This is a genomic window from Ruegeria sp. CG4, from assembly GCF_056537185.1.
The window spans coordinates 119,956-144,007 of sequence record NZ_JBQFRB010000003.1; the positions used below are offsets into that span (position 1 = coordinate 119,956).

At 60.4% G+C, this 24,052-nt stretch carries 32 protein-coding genes; 12 read left to right on the plus strand and 20 right to left on the minus strand.

Annotated features, from left to right (window positions below):
* The 4 genes from ACR0J2_RS09930 to ACR0J2_RS09945 are packed head-to-tail and all read right to left on the minus strand — an operon-like array spanning position 1 to position 4,473.
* Positions 1–1,341 carry an NAD(P)/FAD-dependent oxidoreductase gene (locus ACR0J2_RS09930; RefSeq protein WP_480812470.1) on the minus strand — a complete coding sequence of 447 codons (1,341 nt, stop codon included), beginning with the start codon at positions 1,339–1,341 and terminating at the stop codon, positions 1–3.
* Positions 1,338–2,834 carry an aldehyde dehydrogenase gene (locus ACR0J2_RS09935; protein ID WP_480812471.1) on the minus strand — a complete coding sequence of 499 codons (1,497 nt, stop codon included), beginning with the start codon at positions 2,832–2,834 and terminating at the stop codon, positions 1,338–1,340. The genes ACR0J2_RS09930 and ACR0J2_RS09935 overlap by 4 nt, the downstream gene beginning before the upstream one ends.
* A 3-nt stretch (positions 2,835–2,837) precedes the next feature.
* Positions 2,838–3,755: a dihydrodipicolinate synthase family protein gene (locus ACR0J2_RS09940; RefSeq protein ID WP_480812472.1), complete on the minus strand. Its 918-nt coding sequence runs from the start codon at positions 3,753–3,755 to the stop codon at positions 2,838–2,840.
* A 7-nt stretch (positions 3,756–3,762) separates the two neighbouring features.
* Positions 3,763–4,473 carry a GntR family transcriptional regulator gene (locus ACR0J2_RS09945; protein ID WP_480812473.1) on the minus strand — a complete coding sequence of 237 codons (711 nt, stop codon included), beginning with the start codon at positions 4,471–4,473 and terminating at the stop codon, positions 3,763–3,765.
* A gap of 172 nt (positions 4,474–4,645) precedes the next feature.
* On the opposite strand from ACR0J2_RS09945, the gene ACR0J2_RS09950 reads away from it, so the two are divergent.
* Positions 4,646–5,596, plus strand: a complete 951-nt coding sequence (locus ACR0J2_RS09950) for a GlxA family transcriptional regulator (RefSeq protein WP_170805929.1) — start codon at positions 4,646–4,648, stop codon at positions 5,594–5,596.
* A 322-nt stretch (positions 5,597–5,918) separates the two neighbouring features.
* Here the strand turns inward: ACR0J2_RS09950 and trmD are convergent, their stop codons facing one another.
* From trmD to ACR0J2_RS10015, 13 genes are all read right to left on the minus strand, one after another.
* Entirely contained in the window at positions 5,919–6,734 is an 816-nt protein-coding gene (gene trmD, locus ACR0J2_RS09955; protein WP_480812474.1) for a tRNA (guanosine(37)-N1)-methyltransferase TrmD, read from the minus strand.
* Positions 6,731–7,546 (minus strand): hypothetical protein, encoded by an 816-nt coding sequence (locus tag ACR0J2_RS09960; protein WP_480812475.1) that lies wholly within the window; start codon positions 7,544–7,546, stop codon positions 6,731–6,733. The genes trmD and ACR0J2_RS09960 overlap by 4 nt, the downstream gene beginning before the upstream one ends.
* The gene (rimM, locus tag ACR0J2_RS09965; RefSeq protein ID WP_170681611.1) at positions 7,546–8,049 is read right to left on the minus strand and encodes a ribosome maturation factor RimM; all 504 of its coding nucleotides are present in this window, start codon (positions 8,047–8,049) and stop codon (positions 7,546–7,548) included. Before rimM ends, ACR0J2_RS09960 begins: the two co-directional genes overlap by 1 nt.
* Complete coding sequence (locus tag ACR0J2_RS09970) at positions 8,042–8,179, minus strand: hypothetical protein (RefSeq protein ID WP_170805713.1); 138 nt, start codon at positions 8,177–8,179, stop codon at positions 8,042–8,044. Before ACR0J2_RS09970 ends, rimM begins: the two co-directional genes overlap by 8 nt.
* Positions 8,180–8,195: 16 nt before the next feature.
* Positions 8,196–8,831: a 5,6-dimethylbenzimidazole synthase gene (gene bluB, locus ACR0J2_RS09975; RefSeq protein WP_480812476.1), complete on the minus strand. Its 636-nt coding sequence runs from the start codon at positions 8,829–8,831 to the stop codon at positions 8,196–8,198.
* Between the two features lie 13 nt (positions 8,832–8,844).
* Positions 8,845–9,234: a 30S ribosomal protein S16 gene (rpsP, locus tag ACR0J2_RS09980; RefSeq protein WP_170681598.1), complete on the minus strand. Its 390-nt coding sequence runs from the start codon at positions 9,232–9,234 to the stop codon at positions 8,845–8,847.
* A 66-nt stretch (positions 9,235–9,300) separates the two neighbouring features.
* Positions 9,301–9,597, minus strand: a complete 297-nt coding sequence (locus ACR0J2_RS09985) for a chorismate mutase (RefSeq protein ID WP_039541590.1) — start codon at positions 9,595–9,597, stop codon at positions 9,301–9,303.
* Positions 9,594–10,133, minus strand: coding sequence for a GNAT family N-acetyltransferase (locus tag ACR0J2_RS09990; RefSeq protein ID WP_480812477.1), 540 nt, complete (start codon positions 10,131–10,133; stop codon positions 9,594–9,596). The genes ACR0J2_RS09985 and ACR0J2_RS09990 overlap by 4 nt, the downstream gene beginning before the upstream one ends.
* Positions 10,130–10,666, minus strand: a complete 537-nt coding sequence (locus tag ACR0J2_RS09995; protein ID WP_480812478.1) for a GNAT family N-acetyltransferase — start codon at positions 10,664–10,666, stop codon at positions 10,130–10,132. Before ACR0J2_RS09995 ends, ACR0J2_RS09990 begins: the two co-directional genes overlap by 4 nt.
* Positions 10,663–11,214: a GNAT family N-acetyltransferase gene (locus ACR0J2_RS10000; protein ID WP_480812479.1), complete on the minus strand. Its 552-nt coding sequence runs from the start codon at positions 11,212–11,214 to the stop codon at positions 10,663–10,665. The genes ACR0J2_RS09995 and ACR0J2_RS10000 overlap by 4 nt, the downstream gene beginning before the upstream one ends.
* A complete protein-coding gene (locus ACR0J2_RS10005; protein ID WP_480812480.1) occupies positions 11,211–11,723 on the minus strand; it encodes a GNAT family N-acetyltransferase in 513 nt (170 codons plus the stop codon). The genes ACR0J2_RS10000 and ACR0J2_RS10005 overlap by 4 nt, the downstream gene beginning before the upstream one ends.
* A gap of 41 nt (positions 11,724–11,764) precedes the next feature.
* Positions 11,765–13,270: a signal recognition particle protein gene (gene ffh / locus ACR0J2_RS10010; protein WP_480812481.1), complete on the minus strand. Its 1,506-nt coding sequence runs from the start codon at positions 13,268–13,270 to the stop codon at positions 11,765–11,767.
* Positions 13,271–13,432: 162 nt separating this feature from the next.
* A complete protein-coding gene (locus ACR0J2_RS10015; RefSeq protein WP_480812482.1) occupies positions 13,433–13,951 on the minus strand; it encodes a hypothetical protein in 519 nt (172 codons plus the stop codon).
* A gap of 86 nt (positions 13,952–14,037) precedes the next feature.
* Between ACR0J2_RS10015 and ACR0J2_RS10020 the strand changes: the two genes are divergently transcribed.
* Positions 14,038–14,568 carry a prolyl-tRNA synthetase associated domain-containing protein gene (locus ACR0J2_RS10020; protein ID WP_480812483.1) on the plus strand — a complete coding sequence of 177 codons (531 nt, stop codon included), beginning with the start codon at positions 14,038–14,040 and terminating at the stop codon, positions 14,566–14,568.
* A 160-nt stretch (positions 14,569–14,728) separates the two neighbouring features.
* Here the strand turns inward: ACR0J2_RS10020 and ACR0J2_RS10025 are convergent, their stop codons facing one another.
* On the minus strand, positions 14,729–15,310 hold the full coding sequence (locus tag ACR0J2_RS10025) for an FMN-dependent NADH-azoreductase (protein WP_170825217.1): 582 nt from the start codon (positions 15,308–15,310) through the stop codon (positions 14,729–14,731).
* Positions 15,311–15,429: 119 nt separating this feature from the next.
* On the opposite strand from ACR0J2_RS10025, the gene ACR0J2_RS10030 reads away from it, so the two are divergent.
* Genes ACR0J2_RS10030 through ACR0J2_RS10040 form a run of 3 tightly spaced genes read left to right on the plus strand, consistent with a single transcriptional unit; the run spans position 15,430 to position 17,717 of the window.
* Positions 15,430–16,308 carry a LysR family transcriptional regulator gene (locus tag ACR0J2_RS10030; protein ID WP_170825216.1) on the plus strand — a complete coding sequence of 293 codons (879 nt, stop codon included), beginning with the start codon at positions 15,430–15,432 and terminating at the stop codon, positions 16,306–16,308.
* Positions 16,305–17,243 (plus strand): DMT family transporter, encoded by a 939-nt coding sequence (locus ACR0J2_RS10035; RefSeq protein WP_480440581.1) that lies wholly within the window; start codon positions 16,305–16,307, stop codon positions 17,241–17,243. Before ACR0J2_RS10030 ends, ACR0J2_RS10035 begins: the two co-directional genes overlap by 4 nt.
* A 33-nt stretch (positions 17,244–17,276) precedes the next feature.
* Positions 17,277–17,717, plus strand: coding sequence for a universal stress protein (locus tag ACR0J2_RS10040; RefSeq protein WP_480812484.1), 441 nt, complete (start codon positions 17,277–17,279; stop codon positions 17,715–17,717).
* Positions 17,718–17,723: 6 nt separating this feature from the next.
* Here ACR0J2_RS10040 and ACR0J2_RS10045 read toward each other — a convergent pair whose 3' ends face one another.
* Entirely contained in the window at positions 17,724–18,056 is a 333-nt protein-coding gene (locus ACR0J2_RS10045; protein ID WP_170619201.1) for an ArsR/SmtB family transcription factor, read from the minus strand.
* An 83-nt stretch (positions 18,057–18,139) separates the two neighbouring features.
* Here ACR0J2_RS10045 and ACR0J2_RS10050 point away from each other — a divergent pair, with 83 nt between their 5' ends.
* From ACR0J2_RS10050 to ACR0J2_RS10075, 6 genes are all read left to right on the plus strand, one after another.
* A complete protein-coding gene (locus ACR0J2_RS10050) occupies positions 18,140–19,051 on the plus strand; it encodes a DMT family transporter (protein WP_480812485.1) in 912 nt (303 codons plus the stop codon).
* A gap of 184 nt (positions 19,052–19,235) precedes the next feature.
* On the plus strand, positions 19,236–19,568 hold the full coding sequence (locus ACR0J2_RS10055; protein WP_480812486.1) for an AtpZ/AtpI family protein: 333 nt from the start codon (positions 19,236–19,238) through the stop codon (positions 19,566–19,568).
* A 2-nt stretch (positions 19,569–19,570) separates the two neighbouring features.
* A complete protein-coding gene (locus ACR0J2_RS10060; RefSeq protein WP_170611993.1) occupies positions 19,571–20,329 on the plus strand; it encodes a F0F1 ATP synthase subunit A in 759 nt (252 codons plus the stop codon).
* Between the two features lie 48 nt (positions 20,330–20,377).
* Positions 20,378–20,602: a F0F1 ATP synthase subunit C gene (locus tag ACR0J2_RS10065; RefSeq protein ID WP_005981269.1), complete on the plus strand. Its 225-nt coding sequence runs from the start codon at positions 20,378–20,380 to the stop codon at positions 20,600–20,602.
* An 86-nt stretch (positions 20,603–20,688) separates the two neighbouring features.
* Positions 20,689–21,240, plus strand: coding sequence for a F0F1 ATP synthase subunit B' (locus tag ACR0J2_RS10070; RefSeq protein ID WP_170611991.1), 552 nt, complete (start codon positions 20,689–20,691; stop codon positions 21,238–21,240).
* 5 nt (positions 21,241–21,245) lie between these two features.
* Positions 21,246–21,806 (plus strand): F0F1 ATP synthase subunit B, encoded by a 561-nt coding sequence (locus ACR0J2_RS10075; protein WP_170611989.1) that lies wholly within the window; start codon positions 21,246–21,248, stop codon positions 21,804–21,806.
* Between the two features lie 82 nt (positions 21,807–21,888).
* Here the strand turns inward: ACR0J2_RS10075 and ACR0J2_RS10080 are convergent, their stop codons facing one another.
* The gene (locus ACR0J2_RS10080) at positions 21,889–22,659 is read right to left on the minus strand and encodes an FCD domain-containing protein (RefSeq protein ID WP_170611988.1); all 771 of its coding nucleotides are present in this window, start codon (positions 22,657–22,659) and stop codon (positions 21,889–21,891) included.
* Positions 22,660–22,817: 158 nt separating this feature from the next.
* On the opposite strand from ACR0J2_RS10080, the gene ACR0J2_RS10085 reads away from it, so the two are divergent.
* Positions 22,818–24,011: an aminotransferase-like domain-containing protein gene (locus ACR0J2_RS10085; RefSeq protein ID WP_480812487.1), complete on the plus strand. Its 1,194-nt coding sequence runs from the start codon at positions 22,818–22,820 to the stop codon at positions 24,009–24,011.
* Positions 24,012–24,052 lie beyond the last annotated feature (41 nt).

Sequence of the window (24,052 nt, forward strand, 5' to 3'; positions counted from 1 at the left end):
TCATTCCTTGCCTGACCGCCATTCCTTCCACATCAGGTAGGTGTTGGCGCCCAGCGAGGCGAAGGGTTCGGGCGGCAGGCGCGGAAGCTCCGGTTGGGCCAGAAAATGACTGGCAATGTCCGACCCGCCCTGCAGGATCAGCTCGGCAATGCCCATTCCCTGCAATGTCCCGCGGGCAATGCCCAGCCCGTTTTGGCAACAGGCGGAATAAACCCCGTCGTCCAGTTCGCCAAAAGCGGCCGCGCCATTGCGGCTGAGGCACAGCATTCCGGCCCAGCGGTGTTCCATTTTCACGTCCGGCAAATGCGGAAATCTCTCGCGGAACTTGCGGTCATGCACCCAGCCCGCATTGCGCAGGCGCATGTTTGTCGTCTCGATCGAAGGATGAAAGCTGGAACAGGTCCGGATCAGGATCCGGTCGCCATAACTACCCGAGATGCGCCGCACGGATGTTCCCATCGGATCCGCCGGTGTAACCGACCAGCGCGATAGCCCACCCAGTGTTTTGATCTGAGCGTCGGTCAGAGGCGCTGACAGTGACGCGTAAAGGCAAATATGCATCAGCCGACGTTGGTAGAACCCAAAGCTTTCGACATGCCCATTGTTGGCCAACACAATCCGTCCGGTCGTCACCCGGGCTTTTGGGGTCGTGACAACCCAGCCGTTTCCCTGTTTTTCAAAGCCTGTAACCGGCGAGTTTTCGAACACATCAACCTGCCCGGCCAGATGTGCTGACAAGGCCCGGACATAGGCTGCGGGTTGGATCATGACAGTCCCCGGCGCAAACAGGCCCGAGGTGTAATGTGGACTGCCAGTGAGTTCCTGCATCTGTTGCTGATCGAAAAGGGTGCAGGGTTCGCCCAACCGTTCCAGATGCGCGGCATATTCGCGGTTGTGCAGATCGCCTGACGGGGTGGCAGCGGCGTTGAATTTGCCGCAGGGATCGAACACCTCATCGGACAGGACACAGTCCTCGGCCACCTGCTGCGCAAAAGCTATGGCCTTTCGGTTCAGCGCGATGGTGGCCCTGTCGGCCTCAAGCCCGTCGCCCGCGTAATTGTCCGAGGCCAGATCATGCGGCAAATCGATCATGAAGCCCGAATTCCGCCCGGCTGACCCTTCCGCGAACCGCGCGGCCTCAAGCACGGCAATCTTCAGGGAAGGATCAAGCTGGTGCAGGCGTCGCGCCGTGCTGAGGCCCGCAAACCCGCCGCCAACGATGGTGAAGTCGGTGCTCAGGTCCTGATGCAGCTCAGGGTGCGGTGTCTGAGCGGGCAGAATGGCATTCCACCCCGCCGCGCCGGTTTGGCGCGGCAGCCGTTTTGCTTCGTACCGGCTCAATCCACTGCCTCGTCCGCATCGTCGGCCAGATCGATCCAGATTGTTTTTAACTGAGTGTACTGGTCGTGTGCGTGGACCGAGTTGTCGCGGCCGCCAAAGCCCGACTGCTTGTATCCCCCGAATGGTGTGGTGATATCGCCTTCGCCAAAGCTGTTCACCGTGACTGTTCCCGCCCGGATTGCCCGCGCGCCACGAATGGCGCGTTTGGCATTGGCTGTGAAGATCGAGGCGCACAAACCATAATCGGTGTCGTTGGCGATCTTGATGGCCTCATCAAAGCCCGACACTTCGATTACCGACAGAACCGGGCCAAAGATTTCTTCCCGTGCCAGGGTGGCGTCGTTGCCGGGGACTTCGACGACCGTGGCTTCGACAAAACCCTTGTCCGCCTTGCCGCCAATCACGACGCTCTCGGCCTGATCCAGATAGCTGCAAACCTTGTTGTAATGGCCTTCGCTGACCAGCGCACCCATGCGGGTTTCCGGGTCCAGCGGGTCGCCGATGTTCCATTGTTTGGCGTGATGGGCGATGCGCTCCAGCAGCTCGGCCTTCACGTCCTTGTGCACGATCAGGCGGGACGAGGCCGAGCAGTTCTCGCCCATATTCCAGAACGCGCCATTGACCACGTGCGCCGCCACGCGGTCGAGGTTTTCGGCATCCTCCATCACGATAGCGGGGTTTTTGCCGCCCATCTCCAGCACCACTTCCTTGGCGTTGCTTTCGGCCGAATAAGTCAGGAACCGCTTGCCGGTGGCGGTGGAGCCGGTGAAAGACACCATGTCGATATCCATATGCCGCCCGATGGGCTCGCCCACGTCGGCGCCACCACCCGGAACGATGTTCAGAACACCGCGTGGCAGTCCGGCCTCCATCGCCAGTTCGGCCAGGCGCAGCGCGGTCAGCGTGGTTTCTACCGCCGGTTTCACCACGACCGAACAGCCCGCCGCCAAAGCAGGCCCGATCTTCCACGCCAACATCAGCAGCGGGAAGTTCCACGGCAGCACCAAGCCCACAACACCGATCGGCTCACGCACGACCATGGCAATGTGATCGTCGCTGGCAGGGCTGACCTGATCGTAAATCTTGTCGATCGCCTCGGCATGCCATTTCAGGCAGTGGATGGTTTCAGGCACGTCCACGGTTTCGCAGTCATAGATGGTCTTGCCGCTGTCGATGCTCTCCATCACCGCCAGTTCGCGGGCGTTGCGCGTCATCAGCTTGCAAAGCCGGATCAGCACGTCCTTGCGCTGGGACGGGTGCAGTTTCGACCAGCGCCCATCGTCAAACGCCGCGCGCGCCTTTTCGACGGCGAAATCCACATCCTCGGTTCCGCAGGCCGCGATATCGGTCAGCTTATCGCCGGTGGCCGGGTTTACGGTCTCAAACGTCTTGCCGGACATCGCCGGGCGGAATGCGCCATCAATGAACGCGCCGGTCGGCAGCTCCAGATTGGCAGCAATGGATTTGTATTCGTCCCTAGTGTGCAATCCCATGCGTTAACCCTCCGCCACAATGTCTGCGATTTTTTGTCTGAGAACGCGCGTCACCTGTTCCAGCGCGCGCTTGTCGTCCTTGTTGAGACCCTTCAGCGGAGGCCGCATCGCGCCCGCGTCGATCCCGTTCATGGTCACGCCATGCTTGATGGTTTGGATAAACTTGCCACCCTGTTCCAGCACTCGCATCAGCGGCATCATCGCGGACATGATCCGGCGGCCCTTGGCAAAGTTGCCTTCGATCACACAGGCGTTGTAGAGCGCAACATGCTCGGCAGGCAGGAAATTCGACCCACCACAGACCCAGAACGGTGCACCCCAGGCAAAGAACTCGAGCGCCTGATCGTCCATGCCGCATCCTAGCTGGATATGCGGATAGTCCCGCGCCAGCAGGTGGACCCGGTTGATATCGCCCGAACTTTCCTTGATGCCGCAGAAATTCCGGCTGCGGCCGACGCGGTCGAGGAACTCTTCGCCCATCATCGTGCCGGTGCGATGCGGATAGTTGTACAGCATCACCGGCAGGTCTGCCGCCTTGTCGATGGCCAGTGCGTTCAGCGCGTTTTCGCGGTCGGTCGGTACCGAATAGGGCGGGCTGGCCAACAGGATGGCGTCTGCGCCAATCTCGCGCGCGCCCTCGGCCAACGCAATGGAATCCGGTGTCAGCATCGCACCGGTGCCGACCACAAGCGGCAACCGGCCTTTCAACTGCTCATTCGTGAACTTCGCCAGTTCCAGCCGTTCCTCGACAGTCTGCGCATAGTTCTCGCCGGTCGAGCCGCCCGAGATCAGCCCGTGCACGCCATGGGCGATCAGGTATTCGATCACGTCGGACAGGGCGTCCCAGTTGACCCGGCAATCTGGGTGGTAGGGGGTTACGACAGGGGTGTAGATCCCCTCAAATCTGAAAATCGGGTTCATTCCGTCCTCATGCAGGTTTCGACAGGGGCGGGGCACCCATCGGGACATTCAGCGCCTCAGGCATCACAAACAGTTCGATCTGATCGCGCGACAGGTTCCAGTGATCGGTCGCCAGCTGCGAAGCAGCCGCTTCATCGCGCGCTTCGATGGCGGCGATGATGGCGTCATGCTGGCGGCTCGCCTCGGACAGGTTTTCCGTCATTTCAACACCTTGGGGGCGATAAAAGGTCATACCGATGCGGGCATGATCGATCAGCAGCCGGTTGAACGACGGCAGCAGATAGACATTCGCCGACATCTCGCCGGTCACTTCGTGAAAGCGGTTGTTGGCCAGGGCACGATCTTCGGGCGACCCGGTCCGCAATGCCTCTTTGAACTTTTGCTGCGCCACCTTCAGGTCATCGATCTGCCGGGGCGTTGCGTTCAGGGCCGCCAGACGCAGAATTGCCCCATAGACCATCGGCGCGGCCAGAAAGAAGTCGCGCAGGGTGGTACAGGACATCTCGGACACGCGCGCGCTGCGGTTGGTGCGCAGATCCAAATACCCTTCGCCCGCCAATTGCCTGAACACCTCGCGCAGCGGGGTCCGGGACAGGCCAAAGGCATCCGACAGATGCGCCTCGTCAAGATCGGCACCTGGACGCAGGCGCAGGGTCAGAATGGACACCTTCAGGTGCTCCCTCAGGTCTGCCTTGCGTGATTTGCCGTCTTCTTTCATCCCAAATCCTTTGCCAAGCCCCGATGCATACCCTTGCGAATCGCGTGGGCGCCGAGTAGCCGGCCGATTTGTATTCGATAAAAATACAACTTGTATACAGTAAAAAATAGTGCAGCATCACCTAAACTTCGCCACGGGGTCGCAGGCCGACGCCCAGCAAACGGAAACCGACATGCAGCAGACGCAGCACATCACCTTCATATTGGTTGAGGAATTTTCGCATCTGGCGTTTTCATGTGCCGTCGAGCCATTGAGAATCGCCAATCTGGAAAGCGGGAAAGACCTGTACGAATGGTCCTTTGCCTCGGAACATGGCGAACAGGCGGTATGTTCAAACGGGTCGGTGACGCTGGTCCATTCCGGGCTGGATAAACTGCCTAAGACTGATCAGTTGTTCGTCTTGTCCGGTATTCACATGCGCAAACACGTCACGCGCCCGTTGCTGGCTGCATTGCGTCGCGAGCGTGCCCGGGGAACGCGGATCGGCGCGCTGTGTTCAGGCGCCTGGGTGCTGGCCGAGGCCGGATTCCTGGACGGAATGCAGGCCGCCATTCACTGGGAATATCACGACGCTTTCATGGAAGCCTTTCCCGAGGTGAATCTGGTGCGTAGCGTATTTACGGCTGACGAAAAGCACATCACGGCATCGGGTGGCACCGCCACTGCGGACCTGATGCTGCACCTGATCGAAAAGGAACATGGCCGGGAACTGTCAGTCGCCGTTGCCGATCAGATGGTCTACAACGCAGTGCGTAATGCCACCGCAAGACAGCGCGTTTCGCTCCAGTCCCGCAACGGGATGCGAAACGCCCATCTGGCCAGAGCAATACGGATCATGCGCGACAGCATCGATGCACCGGTTTCGCCCTCGCAAATCGCCGGAGAAATCGGGATTTCCGCACGCCAGCTGGAGCGGTTGTTCGGGAAATACCTGAACACGTCCCCCAAGAAGTACTACATGGAGCTGCGCCTGGAACGGGCCCAGAACCTGCTGCTTCAGACCGAGGCCTCGGTCACCGAGGTTGCGCTGGCCTGCGGGTTCGAAAGCCCCGGGCATTTTTCGCGCGTGTACCGATCCAGTTTTGGCGTAACCCCGCATATGCAAAAGACAAAAATCAACTGATTACAAACAACGGCCGCTGCGCCTCGGACGGAATGGAGAGGATAATTGGGCGGGGGGAGCCTCATGACCAGATGACAATCAGACCGGTCAGGCGCTCACCCCCTGACCCTGCCCAGTTACCCCCTCGTTAAAACTGTACTGGTCAAATGGCAGGCAGGATTGATTGTTTTTGTCTCAGGAAAGGGGCGCAACTATTGCCAGATCGTGTCAGTTCTATGTAATTTTTTGTCGTATTTCTTCGAACTGTGGCATCTTCTTAAGAAATGCAGTCAGAAATTGAACAAGTGGCCTTCGTTTCGTGCAAGCAGTTGGGTGAGACGGGTCACTCCGCTTCAGAATCGCCACTCTTGGATTTGCTGTAGCTCTCCCAGATTTCCGGACGCCTATCCCGGGTCAACTTCTCGGCCATGCTGTGACGCCATTCAGCGATTCGGCCGTGGTGCCCTGACATCAGAACGTCGGGGATCGGCCGCCCCTTCCATTCGGCTGGGCGGGTATATTGCGGATGTTCCAGCAGCCCCGACGAAAAACTCTCATCCTCGGTCGAAGCCTGATTGCCCAGCACGCCGGGGATCAGCCGGACAGTCGCGTCAATCAGGGCCTGTGCTGCAATCTCGCCCCCGGTCATGACGAAATCACCAAGCGAAACCTCCTGAACGCCGTAATGCTCCAGCACCCGTTCATCGACACCTTCGAAGCGGCCACACAGCAAGGTCATGCCATCACATCGCGCCAGCGACTGCATCATGGCCTGGTTCATCGGCCGGCCGCGCGGGCTGAGGTAGATCAGGGGCCAGTTGCCCTGAACGCCCGCCATCGCGTGTTCAATCGCATCGCCCAGAACATCCGGGCGCAGGACCATTCCGGCCCCGCCGCCGGCCGGCGTGTCATCGACATTGCGGTGCTTGCCGACCCCAAACCGGCGCAGATCTATCGTTTCCAGCTGCCACAACCCCTCTTGCAGGGCTTTGCCGGTCAGGCTTTCGCCCAACACGCCGGGGAAGGCCGACGGGAACAGCGTGATGATCCTGGCCTTCCACACGCCATGCAGATCGGGTGTCGGCGTTATCAATTCGCGCGGTTTCAGCGTGGGCCGGATCGCCTTGCGACCATGGGATTTGTTGGGCTTGTCAGTCATTGGGTCCCGTAGATCTCGTCCTGCACAGATTGGATGATCGCCGCTTTCTGACGGGTCAGCGCGGCCTCGTCCAGTCGTGACCGGTTCAACGCCAGAAGCTCGGTCAATGTGTCTTCCGGCAGGCTGGGATTGACCTTGTTCGGCGGTACAATCCGGGCGGTTTTGTCTCGTGACAACCTGAGGAACTCTGCAAATGGCGCACCGGGGCCAAAACGGCGCTGTAGCATGTCTTCTAGCCATTCCGACTGCACGGTGACCGATGGCAGCTTGTCCCGAATGCTGTTCACCGTGTCCTCAAGCGAAGGCAGTTGATCAAGGTTGGAACGGAAGGTTTCGAAATCCTGCACCATCCGCGTGCGTTGCAAATCATGCGCCCACAGGCTGCGCAGCCACGCGCCGCGCTGGCGCAGCGACAGATAGAGCGTTATGTCCAGATCCTCTCCGACCAGCCGCTGTCGGATCGAGTCGACGATACACGCGGCCAGATCCGGGGCCGCAGCGTAGCCCTGGCTCAGGTTGCGACTGGGGCGCAGGCCGCTGAAGTTCTCTTCGCTCAGGATCAGCCCGCGTTTGGTTCCGAATTCCAGTGTATCCAGATATTCGCGCATCTGGCCGCCAAACTCGGCCAGCGTTCCCACTGTCCCATAGACCGAGTGACGGGTGGCCGCACCGGACAGCCCTGTCTTGCGGGTCTTGTAAGGCAGCACCAGCGCGAAATGGGGCCAGATCAACTCGCGGTTTTCATACAGGAAGGACTGCGCCGCAGTGGTGCCTGTTTTATGCAGACCCAGATGCAGCATTATCCGCCGCATTACAGCAGACCCTCCGGCGGGTCGGCGATGATACGCCCCTGATCCAGATCGACCGTCGGCACGACCTCAAGCGTGAAGGGCAGCAGAACCGTGGTGTTCATCCCCGACCCCTGCAGTTCCAGCAGGTCTGCCGCGCCATGGTTCTGCACCGATTTCACCCGGCCCAGAAGCGTGCCGCCGGTGTCATAGACCTCAAGCCCGATCAGGTCCGTATGATAAAACTCGTCATCCGGCAGCGAGGGCAACTGATCACGTCGCGCAAACAGGCGCAGACCTTTGATCGCGTCGGCCTGCTCCTTTGTTTCAATTCCGCCCAGCCGCGCGGCAAAGCCGTTCTTGATCGTCCGGGTCAGCACAAGCGGATACCGTTCCGCGCCGCTTTCGTCGGTCAGCGGAGAATATGATTCGATGTCTTCAGGGGTCGCGCAGTAGCTTTTCAGCCGCACTTCGCCCCGCACGCCGTAAGACCCGGCGATACTGCCTACACAGATCAGATCAGTCATTGGACCCTTCCACCGTCACACAAACTCCGTCCTGCCAGTCTCCGCGCGTGGCACAGGCGTCGCGCTGATTGCTGCGTTCGAAAAACACGCCGACAATAAAAGCGATCATCAGCAGGATGGGAAGCCGCATCAGCCCAAACATAAGTCTATCGCACCTCGACGGTCAGACTGTCCTGACGGTTTTCCCAACCTGCACGCTCCAGTTCCGGCGTGTCTGACAACGTCTCGGGCCAGCCGATGCAGAAATACCCGATCAGGCGCCAGCTGTCCGGCACTTTCAGGTCCTGCGTCAACCGGTCGGGGTCCAGAATGGACACCCATCCCAGCCCCAGCCCCTCGGCCCGAAGGGACAGCCAGAACAGTGTGATCGCGGTGACCACGGAATACCGACGCATTTCGGGCATCGTGCCTGCGCCCAGCCCCAGACCCTTGTCCGTGGCATCGTCGCAGAAGACAGCCAGTTGCACAGGGGCCTCGCGCATGCCCGACAACTTGAGGCTGCTGTAAAGCTGCGCCTTCTCGCCGGAATATCCGGCAAGGGCCTCGGCATTCGCGGTCTGGAAATTCTCAAGCGCCGCAGTGCGGGCTTTATCGCTTTCGACACGGATCACGCGCCAGGGTTCGCTCAGCCCCACCGATGGGGCCAGCCGAAACGTGTCGAGGCAGCGCGTCAGCACTGCCTCGTCCACGGCATCGGTGCGGAACCGGCGCACATCGCGCCGGAGCCGCATCAGCAGATCGAACTGCGTGCGGAAATCATCACTGAAGGTCTGATCCTGCACGCGCCCGCCTTGCTTATTCTTCAGCAGCAGCTTCTTCAGCCGGTGCGGCAGCGGCTTCGGCAGCTTCAGCAGCCTTTGCAGCTTTCTCTTCCGCGCGCTCCTGGGCTTTCTTGCCCGGGGTACCCTTATTGGGGTTGTTGCGCTCGGCCTTGTCGCGTGCGCCGGCTGCTTCCAGCATGCGTGCAATACGGTCGGTGGGCTGAGCACCCTGGTCCAGCCAGTACTGAATGCGCTCCATGTCCATTTTCACGCGCTCTTCGCTGTCTTTCGGCAGCAGCGGGTTGTAGGTGCCCAGTTTCTCGATGAAACGGCCGTCGCGGGGCATGCGGCTGTCAGCAGCCACGATGCGGTAGAAAGGACGCTTTTTCGAGCCGCCGCGGGCGAGACGAATTTTCATTGCCATGGTGGTATCTCCTTTGAATGGCATCACGCCAAAGGCGTGTCTTGTGAAAGCCGGGACAATCCCGGTTTAGTTCTGGTGTTTCTTATGGTGTCGGATGACTTCCTGAATGATGAAGTTCAGGAAAGCCTTGGCGAAATCGGGGTCCAGATCGGCCTCTTTCGCCAGGTCTTCTAACCGTGCGATCTGCGCAGCCTCGCGCGAGGGATCGGACGGGGGAAGGTCGTGTGCGGCCTTGAGCTTGCCAACGGCCTGCGTGTGCTTGAACCGCTCGCCCAGCGTATAGACAAGGATCGCGTCCAGCCGGTCGATGCTCTCGCGGTGATCCTTCAGCAACGCAGCAGCCTGTGTCACGGGGTTGGTCATTGGCCGGTCCTTTCGGAGGTCATTGGGTCAATCTGCGGGTGGCGCCAGATCTGGGCCTTTTTGCCCAGCAATTCACCGTCGCGCTCGTAGGTGGCCCCAAGCCGCCCGGCCAGGGCGCGCGAGCGGTCGTTCGCGTGGGCAATGTACGAAATGACGCCGTTCAGGCCCTGGTGCCGCGCCGCATAGGCACGGGCGGCCGACGCAGCCTCATAACCCAGACCTTTGCCTTCGGCCTCGGCCATCAGGGTCCAACCCAGTTCGGGTTCGGCCCAGCCGGGGACATCGATCATACCGGCCCATCCCACGAAGGCGTCACTGGCCTTTTCGGTCAGATGCCACAGGCCATAGCCTCTCAGTGCCCAGTGCCCCAGCCGGTGTGCCAATGAGCTCCAGCAGGCAAATTCATCCTTGGGTCCGCCAACCATATGGCTGCGTTCGGTCGCAAAGAATGCGGTCATTGCGGGCAGATCACCCAATTCGGGCGCGCGCAGGATCAGGCGCTCGGTTTCAATCGAAGGGATGGTGAATGTCGTCATGCGAGCCCCTCTGAAATCTGGTCGGGGCCGGGATGGCGGTACACCAGTTCGGTGCCGTGCGAGACGTTTTCGAAACTGCGCTCGTACTGCGCGCCCAGCCGTTCGGCCAGCGCGATCGAGCGTTCGTTGCCCGGAAAGATGTTCGAGCTCAGCGTTTCGAACCCCAGAACCTCATAGGCATAGAGGCGCGCCTCTTGAGCGGCCTCACGGGCATAGCCTTTGCCTTCGCTTCCGGCGAACATGACCCAGCCCAGTTCCGGTTCGGGCCAGCCCTCCGGCGACCACAGTCCGACAAAGCCCACGGGCTGGCCGTCATGCGTTTCAACGGTCCAGAAGCCGTAGCCGTGCAGAACCCAATGGCCGATCATGCTGGCAAACCAGCGCCACGCCTGATTGCGGTCCAGCGGGCCGCCAAAGCCCCAGCTGCGGTCCTTGTCGGCAAAGAAATCCGCGACATTGTCGAAATCCCGCGCCTCGGGTCCGCGCAGGATCAGGCGTTCGGTTTTCAGGGTAGGAATGCAGAGGTCTATCATGCGTAGGCCTCCATCCCGCCATTCACCAGATCAGCCGGGGCAGGGTGCCGCCAGATTTCGGTTTTGCCGAACTTGGGGTGGTCATAGTGATATTCGAACTGCGCCCCCAGACGTTGGGCCACCGCCTTGCTAGCGTGATTGTCCAGATCGATCAGCGAAATCGCCGTTTCCCATCCCAGCACGTCATAGGCATATGCCCGAGCAGTCAGCGCGGCTTCGGTCGCATAGCCCTTGCCGGTGGCGTGGTTCATCAGCGTCCAGCCGACCTCGGGCTCGGGCCAGCCTTCCGGACACCAAAGCCCGATACGCCCGACATAGGTGCCGGAGTCCTTTTCATCGACACTCCAGTACCCGTAGCCGCGCAACGCCCAATGGCCCAGAAGCGAGGCGACCAGACGCCATGTCTCATCCCGGCGCAGCGGGCCGCCGACATATCGCGCGGCATCGCTGGCGAAAAACGCTGTATCGGCGTCAAGATCCGCTTCCGACGGCGCACGCATAATCAGGCGCTCAGTCTCAAGGGTGGGTATGGCCAACGCAAGTGTCATGCCTGCACCTCGCCATAACGCCAGACATGCTGATCCGCGCCAAACGCGTGCTCTGCATTCACGTCCCGCACAGCGCCCAGCCGTTTGGCAAGTGCATTTGATCTGGTGTTGGATGCCGACACATAGCTAACGAAACAACCCGATCCGAGAAGATCAAAGCCGAAATCGCGAACCGCGGCACAAGCTTCGGTCGCATAGCCTTGCATGCGATGATCGGCTGAAAACAGATAGCCAAGCTCGGGTTCCTGATCGTCCCATTCGAGACCCAGAACGACAAAGCCAATGGCCACTTCCTGATCTCTCAATGCGGCCGTGAACAGGCCATGGCCATGCAGAAGCCAACCGGATGAATAGTACGAGAACTCGGTCCAGGCTTCCTGGTCGGTATCGCCAAAGCTTTCCTTGCAGATCGCTGTCCATACCGGCAGATCATTCAGGGTAGGAGTACGCAGAACCAGCCGCCGGGTCTCAAGGACCGGCAGAGCCGCGCGATACTGCGCTGCTGCCATCGCCGCCTTTCCGGACGGGGGCTGGGTGCAGCGTGCTGGCGTCACTTTTTCTTTCCGAACCCGCTCAGGCCCGGGGGCAGAGCCATGCCGCCACCCATTCCAGGCATTCCGGGCATCTTGCCGCCCATTGCCTTGGCGGCCTGTTCCAGCGCCTTGGGGTCCATGCCAGCGGCCATTTCTTCGGGCGAGGGGCCACCTTTGCCGAACATGCCCTTCATGGCTTGTTTCAGCATCTTGCCTTTGCCCATCTTACCCATCTTCTTCATCATGTCCGACATCTGCCGGTGCATTTTGAGCAGCTTGTTGAGGTCGCTGACCTCCATCCCCGAACCGGCGGCGATGCGCTTTTTGCGGCTGGCCTGCAGCAATTGCGGGTTAGCGCGTTCGCGTTTGGTCATCGACTGGATCATGGCGATCTGCTGGCGCAGGATCTTGTCGTCCAGACCGGCCTGATCCATCTGCTTGGCCATCTTGCCCATGCCCGGCATCATGCCCATCATGCCCTGCATGCCGCCCATCTGGATCATCTGTTCCAGCTGCATCTTCAGGTCGTTCATATTGAACTGACCTTTGACCATGCGCTTCATCATGCGCTCGGTCTGTTCCATCTCCATCGTTTCCTGGGCCTTTTCGACCAGGGCAACGATGTCGCCCATGCCCAGAATTCGACCGGCGATCCGGTCCGGCTCGAAGGTTTCGAGCGCGTCCATCTTTTCGCCCAGGCCGACAAAGCGGATCGGCTTGCCGGTGACCGCCCGCATCGACAGCGCCGCACCGCCGCGCCCGTCGCCGTCCATCCGGGTCAGAACCACGCCCGAGATGCCGACCTTGGCGTCAAATTCTTCCGCCACTTCAACAGCGACCTGACCGGTCAGACCGTCGACAACCAGCAGCGTCTCACGCGGGTCGACCACGTTGCGGACTTGCTCGACCTCGTCCATCAGCACTTCGTCGATATGCAGACGGCCCGCAGTGTCGAGCATGTAGACGTCATAGCCGCCCAGCGTTGCCTGCTGTTTGGCGCGCTTGGCGATATCGACGGGTTTCTGACCGGGAACGATCGGCAGGGTATCGACGCCGACCTGCGTGCCCAGAACCGCAAGCTGATCCATCGCCGCCGGGCGATAGACGTCCAGCGAGGCCATCAGGACCTTCTTGCCCTCTTTCTCTTTCAGGCGTTTGGCGAGCTTACCGGTGGTGGTCGTTTTACCCGAGCCCTGCAGACCTACCATCAGGATCGGGGCGGGCGGGTTGTCGATCTTCAGCTTGCCGGGGTCTTCCTCGCCGCGCAGGGTATCGACCAGCGCGTCATGCACGATCTTGACGACCTGCTGGCCGGGGGTGATCGACTTGGTCACCGCCTGCCCGGTCGCCTGTTCCTGCACCTTCTTGACGAATTCGCGGGCCACCGGCAGCGAGACGTCGGCCTCAAGCAGCGCAACTCGGACCTCACGCAGGGCGGTCTTGACGTCTTCTTCGGACAGAGCACCTTGTTTCGTCAGCCGATCAAAGACGCCAGAGAGGCGTTCGGATAGATTTTCAAACATGCCTTCGGCCTCCTTAGCCGGTTATCTGGTGGCGTCTCCTAGATAGGATGCGCCGGTTAAATGCACAAACGCCCCCACGGGCGAAACTCGCTGGTGGGGGGCGATCCCTGATCGACTCAAGGGACCGGAAGATCGAGAGGCTTCCGGATGTTTGAGGGGGCTTTAGGCCGATTGGCTGGCAGAGTCAACCTTGCGGGTCGGCAACCAATCGTTGACGGCGTCAACCATTCGGTGTGATCCGCGCCCGCTGGCATAGGCTTCGACAATCGGGTGGCGTCCAGCGCTCATTCCTTGGTTCAAAATCAGCACCGGTCGGTGAAGGTTGGAAGACCCGTTTTTGCCGGATGATCGCGTGGTTTCGATCTCTGCGTGGGACAGGTCCGACAGCTTGTGCTCGACAGTGTCATAGCCAAAGACGGACTGACGGCGGATCAGGATACTGTTGGTGCGGCGGTCCAGTATGACCTGTACGCGGCGGACAAACGCGCAAAAGGCACCGAACCCCATCCCGCCACCGAACAGGGCGAAGAAGATACCGAATATGATCCCCTCGCCGCCTTCGCTGACCATGAACAGGCCGGCGCCGACAAAGGCGAGGATGAAGAAGACCAGCATAACACCAATAAACCAGGGCGTGTTGGACAGGATCAATTGGTCCGGGGTATTGCGCGTCACCTTCATGGCGGCACGCTAACACCGAATTCTGGCACTGTCGTGGCTTGAATTTGCCCTCGTGTTGCGCGATGAGCGCCAAACAGGAGGTTCCCATGGACGCATCATCCGCCTTTCAGGACACGCTACCGCTCAGCTCTGACGCGTTGCTGGCGCAGTTGGATGATTGGGGGCTGTCCTACCGCCTGCATACCCATGTGCCACTGCGCACGGTCGAGGAGTCTCAGGCGGTCGAGGACCAGTTCATGATGCCGGGTGAAAATGCACTGCGGCTCAAAAACCTCTATCTGCGCGACAAGAAAAAGCGGAACTATCTGGTGACGCTGGAACAAAGCCGCGAGATTGATCTCAAGGAGCTGGGCGCCGAGCTTGGTATCGGGAACCTGTCCTTTGGCTCGGCGGATCGCCTGATGCAGAACCTAGGCATCCGCCCCGGCGCGGTCAGCCCGCTGGCGATGATCAATGGCGTTCAGAACAACGTTCGGTTTTTCATGGATGGCGCCGCGCAGCAGGCCGATGTGATCTACCTGCACCCGCTGGTGAACGACCGGACTGTGGCAATGGAGCGCGCCGACCTGATGGCGTTCTTCGACAGGATCGGCTGCCAGGTCACCTGGCTGCCCTGAGCGCAGGCCCGACGGCGCGGGCTTCCGGCAAAGGAACTAGGGAACAGAAAAAGCTAAGGGCTTCTTGCGGCGGGCTCGCGGTTTCTGCCCATCAAAAAATGTCCGGCCTACGCTTTTTGGACGAAGGCCGGACGTCTCGTTTGCGGCGGGCGACGGCCGGTCAGGCTGCCAGTTCCTGAACCGCCTTGTGGGCGTTGCTAAGCGATGTTTCGGCGTCCAGAGCCAGTTGGTCGGCAGCAACGACATCGACGTCATGGATGCCGACAAAGCCCAGCACATGCTTGGCGTAGTCGGTGGCAAAGTCGATCTCGGAGCCGACGGCAGTACCGCCCGAAGCAATGGCCAGAATGGCGCGCTTACCGTCCAGCAGGCCTTTTGGACCGTTTTCGGAGTACGAGAAAGTAAGCCCGGCTCTGGCAACCAGATCGATCCAGGCTTTGAAAGCGGCCGGAACCGAAAAGTTGTAGATCGGCAGGCCAATCACGATGATGTCGGACTGCTGAAGTTCGTTCACCAGTTCGTCCGACAGGGCCAGTTGGTCACGCTGGACCGCGTCACGCTGATCGGCGGGGGTGAAGTTGGCATTGATCCAGTCTTCGGTCAGCAGCGGCAGCGGCGAGGCCAGGTCGCGGCGGATGATGCGGCCGGCCTTCAGGTGGTTGACGATCCGGTTTGACAGGTCGCGGGTGGCGGATCCTTCGCGGCGGGCCGAGGCGTCGATATGCAGGATGGTCTTGGTCATGTCAGGGTGTCCTATTGATGTGGAATTCGCGTCTGACGCCAATATGAGCGTTGCGTGGGTGAACAAAACTCTGATAAGCCAACAGTCATTGTTGGAATTTGCACAGTGGATTTGATGCAGTGGACAATTGGGACGAAGTCAGAACCGCCTATCAGGTGGCACGCATGGGCACCGTCAGTGGCGCGGCCGAAGTTTTGGGTGTGCATCATGCGACCGTCATCCGTCACATCGACGCGATCGAGGCGCGGCTGGGTGTAAAACTGTTCCAGCGTCACGCGCGCGGCTATACGGCAACGGACGCGGGCGAGGATCTTCTGCGCGTCGCACAGGCGACCGAAGATCAGTTCAATCAGCTGGTCGGGCGGATGAAGGGACGTGGCGACGACGTATCTGGCGAACTGGTGGTGACGTCACTGGCCTCGCTGGCGCCGCTGGTCGTTCCCGCCTTGACCGAGTTTCAGACTGCGCATCCGGGCCTGATCGTGCGTTACCTCACCGGCGACCGGCTGTTTCGGCTGGAATACGGCGAAGCGCACGTGGCCATTCGTGCCGGCGCCGCCCCGGATCAGCCAGACAATGTGGTGCAGCCCTTCATAACGCAGGAGGTGGGGCTTTATGCCAGCAAGTCTTACGTAGAGCGGCATGGCAAACCGGCAGGTATCGAGGATTTCGCTGACCACTTTTTTGTCAGCACCGACGATGAAAACAGCCGTGCTCCGTTTTCGAAATGGTTGCGCGCGACAGCTCCAGCGCAAGCGATCACCTTTCGCTGCACCAACAACTTCTGCATGCGCGAGGCGGTTCTGTCCGGTGCCGGTATCGGCTTTATGGCCCGGTGGGAAGCTTCGCGCGATTCGGAACTGGTCGAAGTTATGGAACCGCTGCCCGAATGGTCGGGCAAGCTGTGGCTGGTCACGCATGTCGACCTGCATCGCACAACGAAGGTGCAGGCGTTTTTGTCCTTCCTCAAGGAGCAGGCCAAAGGCTGGCAGCCGTGACGTTTCAGGCCCGCGGCCATCTGGCGATGCTTGTGTTTTCCATGCTGGTGGCCGGCAGTTTCTCGCTGGGCTCACTCATAGCCAACCAGATTGCGCCTTCGGCGATCACGGCGGCCAGGTTCGCTATTGCGGCACTGGTGATCGGTGCCGTGGCGATGGCGACAACCGGCCTGCCACGCAGCGCCGCGCGGGCACCCTGGCGGTATTTCGTGCTGGGCGGGCTGTTCGCCACCTATTTCGTGCTGATGTTTTACGGCCTGAAAACCGCACCGCCGGTCAGTGCTGCTGCGGTGTTCACCCTGACACCGGTATTGTCCGCGATCGCGGGCTGGTTTCTGTTGCGCCAGATCACCACGCCCCGCATGGCGCTGGCCCTGGCGGTTGGGGCCGTCGGGGCGCTTTGGGTGATTTTCCGGGCTGACTGGCAGGCGTTCCGGGCCTTCGAGATCGGCGGCGGAGAGATCATCTATTTCTGGGGCTGCGTCGCACATGCGGTTTACACCCCGATGATACGCCGCCTCAACAGGGGTGAACCCGCCGTGGTCTTCACCTTTGGCACCCTTGTTGCGGGTTGCCTGATCCTGACGGTCTACGGCTGGTCCGACATACGGGCGACCGACTGGGCAAACCTGCCTGCCATTGTGTGGATCGGGTTGCTCTATGTCTCGCTTTTTGCCACTGCTGCCAGTTTTGTGCTGGTGCAGTTTGCCACGCTGCATCTGCCCTCGGCCAAGGTAATGGCCTATACTTATCTGACACCCAGCTGGGTCATCCTGTGGGAGATCGCGCTGGGCAACGGCGCCCCGGTGGCACTGATCCTTGTGGGCGTGGTTATGACATGTGTTGCGCTTTTGATGTTGCTGAGGCCGGAAGAACCCGCTGGCGCGGTGCCTGCGACGGACACGGACGCAAATCCGGGCAAAACCGGCCCTTGAGGTAGATCAAGGTACATATATTCGAATTTCTCCATGCTTTTGGGCAAGGAGGAAATCATCATGTACAACCACATCATGTTCCCCGTCGATCTGCATCTGCCGCCCGAGGTCCGCAAGGCGGCTGACGTCGCCGCGCAGGTCGCCCAGTGGCAAGGGGCCAGGATCACCATCGTCAGCGTGACCGGAACCCAACCGGGCGAACCCGGTCAGTCCGAGGCGGCCATCAATCAGGACCTGCAGGATTTCGCCAGTGAACTGGCCGAGAAAAGCGGTGCCGAAGTGGCGTTCCGCAATATTCATTCCGTTGATGTCGGCGCTGAACTTGACGGTGATCTGACCCGTGCAGCCGACGAGATCTGCGCGGACCTGATTGTGGTGGGTACCCATGCCCCCCGGATCATGGACTATATCTTTTCAAGCCACGCCGGCTATCTGGCAAAACATGCCAGCGTGTCGGTGTTTGTCGTCCGGTAAGCTGGTTTAGTCCTCGGGCGTGGGCAGTTCAATCTCCAGAAATCGTTCGAACGCATCCAGGTTGACCGGTTCGAACTGCCCGAAGCCCTGCATCCAGACGGATGCCGCCCGCAGCGCATCGGGTTCCAGCTTGCACCATTTCACGCGGCCCCGTTTTTCCTGCGAGATCAGCCCGGCCCTGGTCAGGATGACCAGATGCTTCGAGATCGCGGCCAGCGACATCTCGAACGGCTCAGCCACGTCTGTGACCGCCATATCATCCTCCAGCAGCATCGCCAGAATGGCGCGCCTGGTCGGGTCGGCGAGGGCAGCAAATACGGTGTCGAGTTGGTCGGACATTTGTCTTTCCTAATACGCCGCATCCGGTTTGACAATTTCCGCCAAACCGTCACTGTGCCCCGGCGACCGGACGGGGGAATGCAATGGCACTCAGATACTGGCTGGTGATCAGCATCCTTGGCATCGGCTGGGGCATGTCCTTCATGTTCAACGCCATATTGCTGCGGGAACTGGGGCCGCTTTCGGTGTCGATGGGCCGGGTCGCCTTCGGTGCGCTGGGGTGCTGGGTTTACGTCGCGGGCGCCCGCCTGCCGGTGCATCTGACCGCAAGGAGGGCGCTTGGGCTGTTGGGCTTTGGTGCGCTCAGCTATGCCGGACCATTCGCGTTTTACGCACTGGCGCAACAGCATATCGCCTCAGGCGTTGCCGGGATCGTCAACGCGACGACACCTGCCTTTGCGGTCATCGTCTCGCATTACTGGCCGGGTGGTGAACGCGCGACATGGCTGAAATCTCTCGGGGTCGTCTGCGGCTTTTCTGGCATTGTGCTGCTGTCATTGCCTGTACTGCGCGCCGGGGCGACGTCCGAGTTCTGGGCCATCCTGCTGACCGTTTGCGCCCCGATCTGTTATGCGTTCTCCTTCAATCTCGCGCGGGCTTTCCGCGACATGCAACCCGTGGTGCTGGTTGCGCTGGCCCTGACAGGTGCGACGCTGGCCATCACACCGCTTGCGCTGTGGCAGGAAGGGCTGCCACATGTGACGCGGACCGAGACATGGCTGTCGCTGATGATGATCGGATTTGTTCTGACCTCGGCCGCCTTTATTACCTTCTACTGGCTGTTGCCCAAGGTCGGGCCTACCAACATGTCGACCGTGACACTGGTTGCACCGGTCTCGGCGCTGGTGCTGGGAACATGGGTGCTGGGAGAGGTGCTGCTCCCTGAGCATCTGATGGGCATGGTGGCGATCCTGCTGGGCCTGTTGCTGATCGACGGGCGTATTGTTCGGCGCTGGCGGTCCGGGGTGCAGGACAAAGATCAACCAACAGGTTGAATATGCGGAATCCGGCATTTTGCCCGGGATTGAGCAATTCGCGACGATCATGCGGGATTCTAATTTGAAAATATTATTAATAATAACAGCAGCTTGATTGGCAAAATGCTGACCCTTCAAGATCGTTGACTCTGCGCCCCGTGCGCCTTAGCACCATGCCCAAGACTGTGCGAGGAAAACGCCCGTGATCGATGACGACCAAAAGCAGCGTATGGCGCAGCTGGAGGCCAAGATCGATGCGGCGAAAAAGGCCAAACAGCCAAAGGCCCGCGCAGATGCTGACATATCCGGGGGCGAGCTTGCCTGGAGGATGGTCATCGAAATGGTATCCGGTCTGGGGATCGGATTTGGCATCGGATACGGGCTGGACAGCCTGCTCGGGACGATCCCGATCTTTCTGGTGCTGTTCACATTGCTGGGCCTTGTCGCGGGCGTGAAGGTTATGCTCCGCAGCGCGAAAGAGGCTCAAGAGAAACAAGCGGCGGCGACGGCTGCCGAGAAGGACGAGAGGGACTGAACGTGGCGACTGAGACCACCGCAGCAGAAGGCAGCAGCCTGGTATTCCACCCGATGGACCAGTTCATCGTCAAGCCGTTGTTCGGCGACGGTGCGGTGGGCATGTTCACAGTCACCAACGTGACCCTGTGGCTGTTCTTCGCGGTGCTTGCTGTTGCGGCTCTGCTGGTTCTGCCTACATCGAAACGCGCGATTGTGCCCAGCCGGATGCAGTCGATCGCCGAGCTGACCTACGGCTTCATCTACAAGATGCTGGAAGACATCTGCGGCAAGGAAGGCGTCAAGTTCTTCCCCTATGTCATGACCTTGTTCATGTTCATCGTCTCCGCGAACTTCCTGGGCCTGATCCCGACCTCGTTTACAACCACGTCACACTTCGCGGTCACCATCCCGCTGGCGCTGGCCGTGTTCCTGACCGTGACCATTCTGGGTTTCGTCAAGAACGGTGCCGGGTTCCTAGGCCTGTTCTGGGTCTCGAGCGCGCCACTGGCACTGCGCCCCATTCTGGCGATCATCGAGCTGATTTCGTACTTCGTGCGCCCCGTCAGCCACTCCATTCGTCTTGCCGGTAACGTCATGGCCGGCCACGCGGTTATCAAGGTGTTCGCGGGCTTTGCCGCGGTTGCCGTGATCTCGCCCGTGTCCGTTCTGGCGATCACCGCAATGTACGGCCTCGAGGTCCTGGTGGCCTTCATCCAGGCCTACGTATTCACCATTCTGACCTGTGTTTATCTGAAAGATGCGCTGCATCCTTCGCACTAAGGTCCGATACCCCAACATCGAAACTTCCAATTCGTAAGGAGATACATCATGGAAGGCGATCTCGCACACATCGGCGCAGGCCTGGCAGCAATCGGTTCCGGCGCAGCCGCAATCGGGGTGGGCAACGTTGCAGGCAACTTCCTGGCCGGCGCCCTGCGCAACCCTTCGGCGGCTGCATCGCAGACCGCAACCCTGTTCATCGGTATCGCATTCGCAGAAGCCCTGGGGATCTTCGCATTCCTGGTCTCGCTGCTGCTGATGTTCGCCGTCTAATCTGCGGAACCTGATCCTTACGCGCAGGTGGGTCCAAGCCATAGCGGCCCACCTGTTGTAAAGACAACGTTCCGACGGAGGACATCATGGCGACTGAACCCATTAGCGAAGAAGTAGTTGGCTCGTGCGTCGACTCCTATGGCTCAGCCATCGGGATGCCGCAGCTCTGCTTCGATTGGTTCCCCAACCAGATTTTCTGGCTGGTCATTACGCTGGTCGTCATCTTTCTGGTCCTGTCCCGCGTGGCCTTGCCGCGCATCGCGGCAATCCTGGCTGAACGCCAGGGGACCATTACAAATGACCTGGCTGCGGCCGAAGATCTGAAGGCCAAAGCGGTCGAGGCTGAAGAGGCCTATAACAAGGCGCTGGCCGATGCCCGTGCCGAAGCGCAGCGTATCGCTGCCGAAGCACGCGCGGAAATCCAGGCCGATCTGGATGACGCGATTGCCAAGGCGGACGCGGAAATCGCTGCAAAGGCGGCTGAATCGGAAAAGGCAATTGCCGACATCCGTGCCGGTGCGCTGGAAAGCATTCAAGTGGTTGCCAAGGATACGGCAGCTGAACTGGTTACCGCACTGGGCGGCGAGGCGGATGCCAAAGCCATCGACGGTGCAGTTGACGCACAGATGAAAGGATAAGTGACATGCGCAACACTCTTGCTCTTATCCTGACCCTCGGTGCCGCCAGCCCGGCTCTGGCCGCGAGCGGCCCGTTCTTCTCGCTTGGCAATACCGACTTTGTCGTCCTTCTGGGCTTTATCGTCTTCATTGCGGTCCTGTTCTACTTCAAGGTTCCCGGCCTGATCGGCGGTGCCCTGGACAAACGGGCCGAAGGCATCAAGTCGGAACTCGACGAAGCCCGCGCCCTGCACGAAGAAGCCCGCAGCCTGCTGGCCTCGTACGAGCGCAAGCAGCGCGAGGTGCAGACTCAGGCAGACGCGATTGTGGCGGCTGCGAAAGACGATGCGGCACTGGCGGCGGAACAGGCCAAGGTCGATCTGGAGAAATCCATTGCCCGTCGTCTGGCGGCTGCACAGGATCAGATCGCATCGGCCGAAGCTTCGGCCGTGAAGGAAGTCCGTGATCAGGCCATTACGATTGCGGTTTCCGCCGCGAACGCCGTTCTGGCCAAGCAGATGACTGCGACGCAGGCCAACAAGCTGATCGACGCATCCATTGCCGACGTTGGTGAAAAGCTTCACTAACCGTATCACATTGTGATCAAGGAAAACCCGAAAGCCGCTTGCCTTCGGGTTTTTTGTTTCCGTACAGTCCCGAGTTAAGCCGTCAGGGCTTGCCGGTTTCATGCTCCAGTCGCTGTTGGGCGATTGCCTCGTTCCGCAGCGCTTTCTGCTGATCCGCCAGACATTGTTCAACAAAGCTCAGATGCTGCTCGACCGCCTGCCGCGCGCCCTGCGGATCGCGGTCCTGCAGCGCGGTATTGATGGCGCGGTGCTGTTCCAGAATGGCCTCTCGGTTGGTGCGTTGCTGGAACATCACCTGCCGGTTGTAGAAGACGCCCTGACGCAGCAGATCGTACATCGACCGCATCATGTGCAGCATGACCACGTTGTGGCTGGCTTCGATGATCGCCATGTGGAACTGCGCGTCCAGATTTGCCTCTTCCTCGGCGGCGTTGCGGGCATGGGCGGCTTCCATCTTGTCGATGATCGCCTGCACCACCTTCAGGTCGCTTTCTGACCCCAGCCGGGCCGCGCGCTCGGCCGCCAGCCCCTCCATATCCCGCCGAAACGACAGATAGTCGAACACGGCCTCGTCATGGCTGCCGAACAGACGGATCAGACCCGGCGAGAAGGCCGAGCCCAGAACATCGGCAACATAAATGCCGGACCCGGCTTTGGCCGTCAGCAACCCCTGATCCTGCAATTCCGATATCGCGTCACGCAAAGACGGGCGCGAGACACCCATCCGGTCTGCCAGTTCCCTCTCCGCCGGCAGGCGCTCTCCGGGGCGCAGGATTCCGCGCAATATCAGCAATTCGATCTGCCGGACCACGGCCAGAGACAGCTTTTCGCTTTGAACTTTGTGAAAGGGCATCGGTCATCACGTGAAATTGGTCAACTAACATGACCACGTATTCGGCCCATGTGCAAGAATGTGCCATCACGATGATTGAAATAATAGGTCAGCAATATTGACTTTAATGCAAACGTGAATAGCGTGCCGCCGTAACAGGGCTGAGGAGGTCGATTGCCATGGACAAGCTTTATGCCACCCGCGCATCCCGGATGAAGGCATCCGAGATCCGCGAATTGCTGAAACTGCTGGATCAGCCGGACATCATTTCCTTTGCCGGCGGCATACCGGACCCGGCGCTGTTCCCGGCGGACGCCTTTGCACAAGCCTTTCAGGCAGCGTTGTCCCCCGCACAAAGGGCGCAGGCCCTGCAGTATTCGGTCAGCGAAGGCTACGTGCCGCTGCGCAAGTGGCTGGCGGATCATATGCGTGCAATCGGGGTCGAATGCGGCATCGACAACATCCTGATCACCTCGGGGTCGCAGCAGGCGCTGGATTATCTGGGTAAGCTGTTCCTGTCGCCCGGGGATACGGCCCTCGTCGGGTGGCCCACCTATCTGGGCGCGCTGGCGGCCTTTAATGCCTACGAGCCGCGTTTTGACCAACTCAGCATCAATGGCAACCGCGGGGCCGACGAATATGCAGCGGCAGCAGGTCAGGGCGCGGTCAAGTTTGCCTACCTGTCCCCGGATTTTGCCAACCCCACCGGCGAAACGGTCGACCTGCGTGGGCGCGAAACCCTGCTGGATCTGGCCGAGGATCTGGACTGCGCGATAGTCGAGGACGGCGCCTATCAGGCCCTGCGCTATGACGGCGATCCGATCCCGCCCGTTCTGGCGCTGGAACTGGCCCGCAAAAGGTCGATCGAAGCGTGCCGCACCATCTATTGCGGAAGCTTCTCGAAAACCCTGTCGCCGGGCCTGCGCATGGGTTGGGTGGTGGCGGCCAAACCGGTGATTTCACGGCTGGTGCTGATGAAACAGGCCGCAGATCTGCATTCGGCCACGATCAACCAGATGGCGGTGCACCAGGTGGCACAAGCCTGTTTCGACACGCATATCCCCTTGCTGCGCCGCGTCTATGGCGCGCGTCGCGATGCGATGCTGGCGGCGCTGAAGGAGCACATGCCTGAGGGTGTCGCATGGACCCGCCCCGAAGGCGGCATGTTCATCTGGCTGACCCTGCCGAAAGAGATCAACGGCGCCGACCTGCTGGCGCGGGCATTGGAGACGGTGAAGGTTGCCTTTGTGCCGGGGCACGCGTTTTTCCCCGACGGCTCTGGCACAAACACCATCCGCCTCAGCTTCTCGAACTCGGACGAAGAGACCATCCGTGAAGGCGTACGCCGGTTGGGCGAGGCCCTGCGCGCCTGATCCGGAAAGGAAACGTTAACCAGATTGCCGCAAGACTGCGG

Coding starts and splice junctions, on each gene's coding strand:
- ACR0J2_RS09935 (WP_480812471.1), bottom strand. CDS start 2,834: ATGGGATTGCACACTAGGGACGAATACAAATCCATTGCTGCCAATCTG.
- ACR0J2_RS09940 (WP_480812472.1), bottom strand. CDS start 3,755: ATGAACCCGATTTTCAGATTTGAGGGGATCTACACCCCTGTCGTAACC.
- ACR0J2_RS09945 (WP_480812473.1), bottom strand. CDS start 4,473: ATGAAAGAAGACGGCAAATCACGCAAGGCAGACCTGAGGGAGCACCTG.
- ACR0J2_RS09950 (WP_170805929.1), top strand. CDS start 4,646: ATGCAGCAGACGCAGCACATCACCTTCATATTGGTTGAGGAATTTTCG.
- trmD (WP_480812474.1), bottom strand. CDS start 6,734: ATGACTGACAAGCCCAACAAATCCCATGGTCGCAAGGCGATCCGGCCC.
- ACR0J2_RS09960 (WP_480812475.1), bottom strand. CDS start 7,546: ATGCGGCGGATAATGCTGCATCTGGGTCTGCATAAAACAGGCACCACT.
- rimM (WP_170681611.1), bottom strand. CDS start 8,049: ATGACTGATCTGATCTGTGTAGGCAGTATCGCCGGGTCTTACGGCGTG.
- ACR0J2_RS09970 (WP_170805713.1), bottom strand. CDS start 8,179: ATGCGGCTTCCCATCCTGCTGATGATCGCTTTTATTGTCGGCGTGTTT.
- rpsP (WP_170681598.1), bottom strand. CDS start 9,234: ATGGCAATGAAAATTCGTCTCGCCCGCGGCGGCTCGAAAAAGCGTCCT.
- ACR0J2_RS09985 (WP_039541590.1), bottom strand. CDS start 9,597: ATGACCAACCCCGTGACACAGGCTGCTGCGTTGCTGAAGGATCACCGC.
- ACR0J2_RS09990 (WP_480812477.1), bottom strand. CDS start 10,133: ATGACGACATTCACCATCCCTTCGATTGAAACCGAGCGCCTGATCCTG.
- ACR0J2_RS09995 (WP_480812478.1), bottom strand. CDS start 10,666: ATGATAGACCTCTGCATTCCTACCCTGAAAACCGAACGCCTGATCCTG.
- ACR0J2_RS10000 (WP_480812479.1), bottom strand. CDS start 11,214: ATGACACTTGCGTTGGCCATACCCACCCTTGAGACTGAGCGCCTGATT.
- ACR0J2_RS10005 (WP_480812480.1), bottom strand. CDS start 11,723: ATGGCAGCAGCGCAGTATCGCGCGGCTCTGCCGGTCCTTGAGACCCGG.
- ffh (WP_480812481.1), bottom strand. CDS start 13,270: ATGTTTGAAAATCTATCCGAACGCCTCTCTGGCGTCTTTGATCGGCTG.
- ACR0J2_RS10015 (WP_480812482.1), bottom strand. CDS start 13,951: ATGAAGGTGACGCGCAATACCCCGGACCAATTGATCCTGTCCAACACG.
- ACR0J2_RS10020 (WP_480812483.1), top strand. CDS start 14,038: ATGGACGCATCATCCGCCTTTCAGGACACGCTACCGCTCAGCTCTGAC.
- ACR0J2_RS10025 (WP_170825217.1), bottom strand. CDS start 15,310: ATGACCAAGACCATCCTGCATATCGACGCCTCGGCCCGCCGCGAAGGA.
- ACR0J2_RS10040 (WP_480812484.1), top strand. CDS start 17,277: ATGCTTTTGGGCAAGGAGGAAATCATCATGTACAACCACATCATGTTC.
- ACR0J2_RS10045 (WP_170619201.1), bottom strand. CDS start 18,056: ATGTCCGACCAACTCGACACCGTATTTGCTGCCCTCGCCGACCCGACC.
- ACR0J2_RS10050 (WP_480812485.1), top strand. CDS start 18,140: ATGGCACTCAGATACTGGCTGGTGATCAGCATCCTTGGCATCGGCTGG.
- ACR0J2_RS10065 (WP_005981269.1), top strand. CDS start 20,378: ATGGAAGGCGATCTCGCACACATCGGCGCAGGCCTGGCAGCAATCGGT.
- ACR0J2_RS10070 (WP_170611991.1), top strand. CDS start 20,689: ATGGCGACTGAACCCATTAGCGAAGAAGTAGTTGGCTCGTGCGTCGAC.
- ACR0J2_RS10075 (WP_170611989.1), top strand. CDS start 21,246: ATGCGCAACACTCTTGCTCTTATCCTGACCCTCGGTGCCGCCAGCCCG.
- ACR0J2_RS10080 (WP_170611988.1), bottom strand. CDS start 22,659: ATGCCCTTTCACAAAGTTCAAAGCGAAAAGCTGTCTCTGGCCGTGGTC.
- ACR0J2_RS10085 (WP_480812487.1), top strand. CDS start 22,818: ATGGACAAGCTTTATGCCACCCGCGCATCCCGGATGAAGGCATCCGAG.